This is a genomic window from Armatimonas sp., assembly GCF_043760365.1.
In the GTDB taxonomy this organism is placed as follows: domain Bacteria; phylum Armatimonadota; class Armatimonadia; order Armatimonadales; family Armatimonadaceae; genus Armatimonas.
In genome coordinates this window covers 1-4,835 of record NZ_JAYUPA010000433.1, presented here as the reverse complement: position 1 = coordinate 4,835, position 4,835 = coordinate 1, and the positions used below count along the sequence as shown (strand labels likewise).

The window sequence follows — 4,835 nt, the reverse complement described above, 5'->3', positions numbered from 1 at the left end:
TGCGACGCATCCGACCCGCGAGTGCTAGCCCAATCCCGCCGCCCAACATTCCCAGAGCAACCGGGAGCAATAGCTCAAACACAGCGCTAGTATACCTCGCGGCATCAAAAATTCTGAAAACGATCTACACCCCGCACGAGGATCGGACTCCAGCGCTTGCCCTGTGAGTTCGTGGCACTCTGTGCCACATGGGTTGGGATGTAGCGCAGAGTCAGGCCACAGCGGCGGCGAGTCGAGGTATTGGGAAGGCTCCCGTGAATCAAACAGCCATCATGCAATGATGCGAAGCCCGCGGCAAGCGGCAGGTCAATGGCGCGGACTTCTTCATCGGCGCTGATCAGCACTTCCTGATTGATGCTCAGCAGGTTCCCGGGCTGCATGGCTGTGGTGTGTCCACGAATCCCCGCTGTGTGCGAGCCTGGAATGACTCTCATACAGCCGTTCTTGGTATCGGCATCATCAATGGCAAGCCACGCCGTCACTGCCACGGGCGGCTCCAGGCCCCAGTAGGTGACATCCTGATGCCAGGCCACAAATGTCGCGGCGGTCTCTCCCTCGCCGTACTTGCAGAACACGTGGGTGGCAAGGAGAAAAAAATCGGGGCCAAGAATGCTCTCCACGGCATCTAAAATGGCAGGGTGAGCCGCTAGCGTTGCGATAAACGGCTCCGTGGTGTGACGATCTAGCAGGCCGATCTGCGCTGTCTCCTGCCCCACGTGCGCTTCAAGTGCATCGAACTGAGCCCGGACAACTGCCGCTTCCGTGGGGCTGAGAACGGGCAGGGCTGCGATAAAACCATCGTGAACAAAGCTCATGGGCTCTAACTCTGCTCCACTTTCACGTGGAAGGAGAGGGTCAGCTTGCCACCCTCTGCTGTTACCTCGGCACGCTTGACATGGGCAAGTAGTGCATTGATCTGCGCTGCCTCGGGCGCTTTGGCATCGGCGGGCAGCTCAATTTCTTTAGTGACCCCTTGCTTCAGGCCCTCGCGCAGGGTCTCGTTGATCAGCGCCTGGCGGATCGGGATCACCCCCTCGATCTCTAGGCCCGCCAGCTCTTTTGCACCGCCTGCGAAGATTTTCTCTAGCAGCTCTTTCATAGTGCCTCCTCGGGAACACGCAGCGAGAAGACGATATCCAGAAAGCCCCGGCGCGTACTTAGCTCTAGCCTGTCAATTAAGTGCGCAAAGTCGTGGCCACTTTTCTCTTTGAGCTGTGCACCAAGGTCAATACTCAAGGTCGTCCCACTTGCCGTGACTCCGGGCATGAGTCCTGCGAGGAGCGGGATTAAAATCCCGACCAAGCCACCAGGCGGCTCAAGCTGAATGGTGGCGATCAGCTTGCCGTTTCGAGCGACTGTTGGCTCAATGGTAAACGGCAGTTCCAGGGTCTTGGGGAGCAGAAACTGGTCAAGGGCGACTACTGCGATCGCCTTATTGTCTTCCAGTAGCGCCACCATAACGCCTTTGACAGGCCCGCTTTTTTTACTGAGAGCCTCTTTCAGCGCCTGGTTGATCAGTGCGCCGGGCACGGGGAGTTTCCCACTAATCTGGGTGCCGGGCAGGGAGGCGAACCCGCTGGCGAGCTCGCGTTCGAGAATCTTTTGCAGCATTAATAGAAAGATTCGTCGTGCTTGACTCTGGTTCCTCCCTATGTTATACTGGCCATTGCGCCAAAATCAGGTGAGGTTTTTTCATGTCTTCAGAAGTGGCTAGTTCAATACAGGAAAAGGTCAACGAGTACAGTGTACTGGTTGCTCCGGTTGAGAACGCCATCCGCGAGCTCCAGCTAAATCGGGGCATGCTACGGGCGCGTGCGGAAGACGAGATCCACGCCCTCTCGCCTGCTCTCGCTGCTATTTCGGAGACCCTGGGAATTTCGGTTTTAGACCTACTTCTCTCAAAAGACCGGGAGGCGTTTTTGCGTGAAGCCGTGGCTTGCGCCGCTCTGCCGGTTGAAGTGATTCGGGATCGAATTGTCTCCGCTGCAGGAGCCATTGATGGCGAGCATCTCAAGGCGCTGGGGCTGCCTGAGGCGACAACGGCATGAAACAGCGAAGCAACACGCTCGTTTTGATTGCTGTTGTAGGGCTTGCTCTTGGCGCGATCATCGTTCTAAACCGTGCCCAGTATGAGAATCGTCCGCGCACGGAAGCGGAGATGAAAGAAGAGATGGAGCAGCAAGCGGAAAATCCGTCGGCTAAGAGTGCTCCGCAGTTAGAAACAAAACTTCAGGATGAGCTGCTCTCGGTTCCCCCCGAGCATGAGTTTGGCAACCCCAAGGGCAAACGAAAAGTTGTCGTGGGATATTCCTGGACACCGGAAGTACAGTCGGATCCGCAAAATGCAAGTGACGGTCTTAAAAAGTTCCGCCAGATGCTTGAGCAGATGAGTACAAAACTGGACGGGAGTACGCACTTTCGTCTGGTAAATACCGATATTGTTCGTGCACAGTCGTCGGGAGTCTGGCTTGATGGTCGCCTTGTGGGCGAACTGGATCTCGCCACCCTCCAAGTCAATGCCACTACTCTGGCACAAAATCTCATGAGGGAGCTGAACTAGCCCTCTCGGCCACCCAGCAACCCTAGCGAAAGAACAAGGAATAGAAGCTAAATGCCCAATATCAAATCCGTTATCAAAGATGTCATCCGGTCGCGTCAGCGCCGTGATCGTAACAATGCGGCCAAAAGCCGTATGAAAACCTACGTCAAGAAGGCCACCCTGGCCATTCGCGGCGGGGATACCGAGGAGATCACCAAGGCCCTCTCGGAGACAATCTCTGTAATTGACAAGACCGCCAAGCGCGGTATCATTCACAAGAATGCCGCTGCGCGCCGTAAGTCGCGCCTCATGAAGCGCGCTGCCCTCGCCACAAAGGCGTAGGCACTCTGAGTTTTCAGTGTGGGGTAAGCCCCCGTGCTGAGATCCCTGCCTCTGTAGAACACAGGGGCCGAATTTCACGACCATAGGGAGAAGTAAATGGCAACAGCCTACGAGGCCGTCTACATTGTAGATGCCACTCTAGCCGAAGATCAGGTAAAGACCACCGTAGATAAGTACGCGGCAGTCATTACCAAAGCAAACGGCTCAGTAGAAGACACAGATATCTGGGACCCGCGCAAGCTGGCTTATGAGATCAAAGGGTACCGCGAAGGACGCTATATTATAGTGAACTTCCTGGGTGATGGAGCGTGTAAGAACGAGCTGGATCGTATCTTCCGGATTAGCGACGATGTCATTCGACACCTGATCGTCAAGCAGGATCCTAAGGCGGATCGTTTCCCCTCGAAGACCCGCGCCGCAGAGCAGGAGCGCCGAGAGCGTGATGCAGCAGCCCGCGCCGCCGCCGTCTCCCTTGCTCCTCAGCCGGTCACGGATCTCGGAACCCCCTCAAGCGATGAGAAAGAGGCAGGCACCGAGGACGAGGCTACCGAGGAGTAGTTCGATCACCGATGCGATAAGAGACGCTCTTAAGGCAAGGTGAAGTGAGTAATGACTAGGTGAAACCGCACGAAGCTCGTGTGGATGAAGGATAAATAGAGATGTTAAACCGCGTTATTTTGATCGGACGCCTCGTGGCGGATCCCGAGCTGAAGTACACCCCTTCGGGCATTGCCGTTGCGCAGTTCCGAATCGCCGTGGATCGGCCCCTCTCCCAGGAAGCTAAACAGCAAGGCCAGGAGAAGCAAGCCGACTTCATTGATATTGTCGCCTGGCGCCAGAGCGCCGAGTTCGCGTCGCAGTATCTCACCAAAGGTAGGTTGGTTGCCGTTGAGGGCCGCCTGCAGATTCGTGAGTACGTGACACAGGACGGCCAGCGTCGAAAAGCCGCAGAGATTGTCGCCGATAACCTCAAGGGACTTGATCGTCCCCGTGAAGGAGAAGGCGGTGAGAACTACGGCGGTGGCTACGAGCAGCCCGCTGCCGCTCCGGCGGCACCCGCAGCACGCGGGGGCGGCTACGAGCGTAGCGCAGCACCCGCAGCACGGCCCGCAGGCGGCGCGCCAGGACGTGGACGGCAGATGCCCGCAAATGATTACGATGACAGCGACCTGAGCGATCCCTTCGCTGAGTAGCTAAAGGAAAAAAGATGGCAACTATCTCTAAGACGGTTAAGCCCCGTAAGTTTAAGAAAGTTAAGCGTAAAGTCTGCTACTTTACCGTGCAAAAAGTGGATTTCATTGACTACAAGAATGTCCCCCTTCTGCGACGATTCATCAGTGAGCGTGGGAAGATTCTTCCTCGCCGCACGACCGGCACCTGCGCCAAGTACCAGCGACCACTGGCACAGGCGATCAAGCGGGCGCGTGAGATCGGCCTGCTTCCGTTTGTCGCTGATGGAATGTGATTTTTCATTAAACCCGTGACGATACGGTAAAGCCCCATTGAACAGCCTCCAACCATCTGGGTGGAGGTTGTTTGTTTTATGAGGGAGATCGTGCGCTGCTTTGAGGATGTACTGGAGACACTCCAACGTGTCCATGCTCGGGGCGAGAAAACGACACTGCTTATCGGGGCAGGCTGTTCGGTCTCGTCGGGTATTCCTCAAGCTCATGAGCTAGTCGTGCAAATCGAGCAGGAGTATCCCCGCGCTGCTCAGCGTGCCGCCGCTCGAACCTACGAGGCCTATCTGGAAGAGCTATCACCCGGCGAGCGCCGTGAGCTGCTCGGTCGCTTTGTCAGAGAAGCACGTGTCAACTCAGCGCACCTGGCTATTGCGCACCTAATGAAAATTGGTTTGGGTGTGACTCATTTTGGTTGAAGGAGTTGGGGGTGGCAATTTCAGGCATAATGTCTGTGCCACAAAAATAACGCCAGGAGACTGCCATGACCCCCA

The 4,835-nt window shown here is 56.3% G+C and carries 10 protein-coding genes; 7 read left to right on the top strand and 3 right to left on the bottom strand.

All coding sequences use genetic code 11. The features are described 5' to 3' along the window. Positions 1 to 104 precede the first annotated feature (104 nt). From ACH2EH_RS10205 to ACH2EH_RS10195, 3 genes are read right to left on the bottom strand one after another with little or no spacing between them, the layout of a single operon-like run. Entirely contained in the window at positions 105 to 815 is a 711-nt protein-coding gene (locus ACH2EH_RS10205; RefSeq protein WP_395141330.1) for a phytanoyl-CoA dioxygenase family protein, read from the bottom strand. Positions 816 to 820: 5 nt separating this feature from the next. Beyond that, a complete protein-coding gene (locus ACH2EH_RS10200) occupies positions 821 to 1,099 on the bottom strand; it encodes a hypothetical protein (protein ID WP_309697472.1) in 279 nt (92 codons plus the stop codon). Beyond that, positions 1,096 to 1,611: a hypothetical protein gene (locus tag ACH2EH_RS10195; RefSeq protein ID WP_395141328.1), complete on the bottom strand. Its 516-nt coding sequence runs from the start codon at positions 1,609 to 1,611 to the stop codon at positions 1,096 to 1,098. Before ACH2EH_RS10195 ends, ACH2EH_RS10200 begins: the two co-directional genes overlap by 4 nt. An 83-nt stretch (positions 1,612 to 1,694) precedes the next feature. On the opposite strand from ACH2EH_RS10195, the gene ACH2EH_RS10190 reads away from it, so the two are divergent. The 7 genes from ACH2EH_RS10190 to ACH2EH_RS10160 all read left to right on the top strand — a co-directional run bounded on the left by ACH2EH_RS10190 (position 1,695) and on the right by ACH2EH_RS10160 (position 4,760). Continuing rightward, positions 1,695 to 2,048 carry a hypothetical protein gene (locus ACH2EH_RS10190; RefSeq protein WP_309697476.1) on the top strand — a complete coding sequence of 118 codons (354 nt, stop codon included), beginning with the start codon at positions 1,695 to 1,697 and terminating at the stop codon, positions 2,046 to 2,048. After that, entirely contained in the window at positions 2,045 to 2,560 is a 516-nt protein-coding gene (locus ACH2EH_RS10185; RefSeq protein WP_395141326.1) for a hypothetical protein, read from the top strand. The genes ACH2EH_RS10190 and ACH2EH_RS10185 overlap by 4 nt, the downstream gene beginning before the upstream one ends. A gap of 51 nt (positions 2,561 to 2,611) precedes the next feature. Continuing rightward, positions 2,612 to 2,881 (top strand): 30S ribosomal protein S20, encoded by a 270-nt coding sequence (gene rpsT / locus ACH2EH_RS10180; RefSeq protein WP_309697480.1) that lies wholly within the window; start codon positions 2,612 to 2,614, stop codon positions 2,879 to 2,881. A 96-nt stretch (positions 2,882 to 2,977) separates the two neighbouring features. Beyond that, positions 2,978 to 3,439 (top strand): 30S ribosomal protein S6, encoded by a 462-nt coding sequence (rpsF, locus tag ACH2EH_RS10175; RefSeq protein ID WP_395141324.1) that lies wholly within the window; start codon positions 2,978 to 2,980, stop codon positions 3,437 to 3,439. A 101-nt stretch (positions 3,440 to 3,540) separates the two neighbouring features. Next, positions 3,541 to 4,074: a single-stranded DNA-binding protein gene (locus ACH2EH_RS10170; RefSeq protein ID WP_309697484.1), complete on the top strand. Its 534-nt coding sequence runs from the start codon at positions 3,541 to 3,543 to the stop codon at positions 4,072 to 4,074. A gap of 14 nt (positions 4,075 to 4,088) precedes the next feature. After that, a complete protein-coding gene (rpsR, locus tag ACH2EH_RS10165) occupies positions 4,089 to 4,346 on the top strand; it encodes a 30S ribosomal protein S18 (RefSeq protein WP_309697486.1) in 258 nt (85 codons plus the stop codon). A gap of 78 nt (positions 4,347 to 4,424) precedes the next feature. After that, complete coding sequence (locus ACH2EH_RS10160; protein WP_395141322.1) at positions 4,425 to 4,760, top strand: hypothetical protein; 336 nt, start codon at positions 4,425 to 4,427, stop codon at positions 4,758 to 4,760. The last annotated feature ends 75 nt before the right edge of the window (positions 4,761 to 4,835 follow it).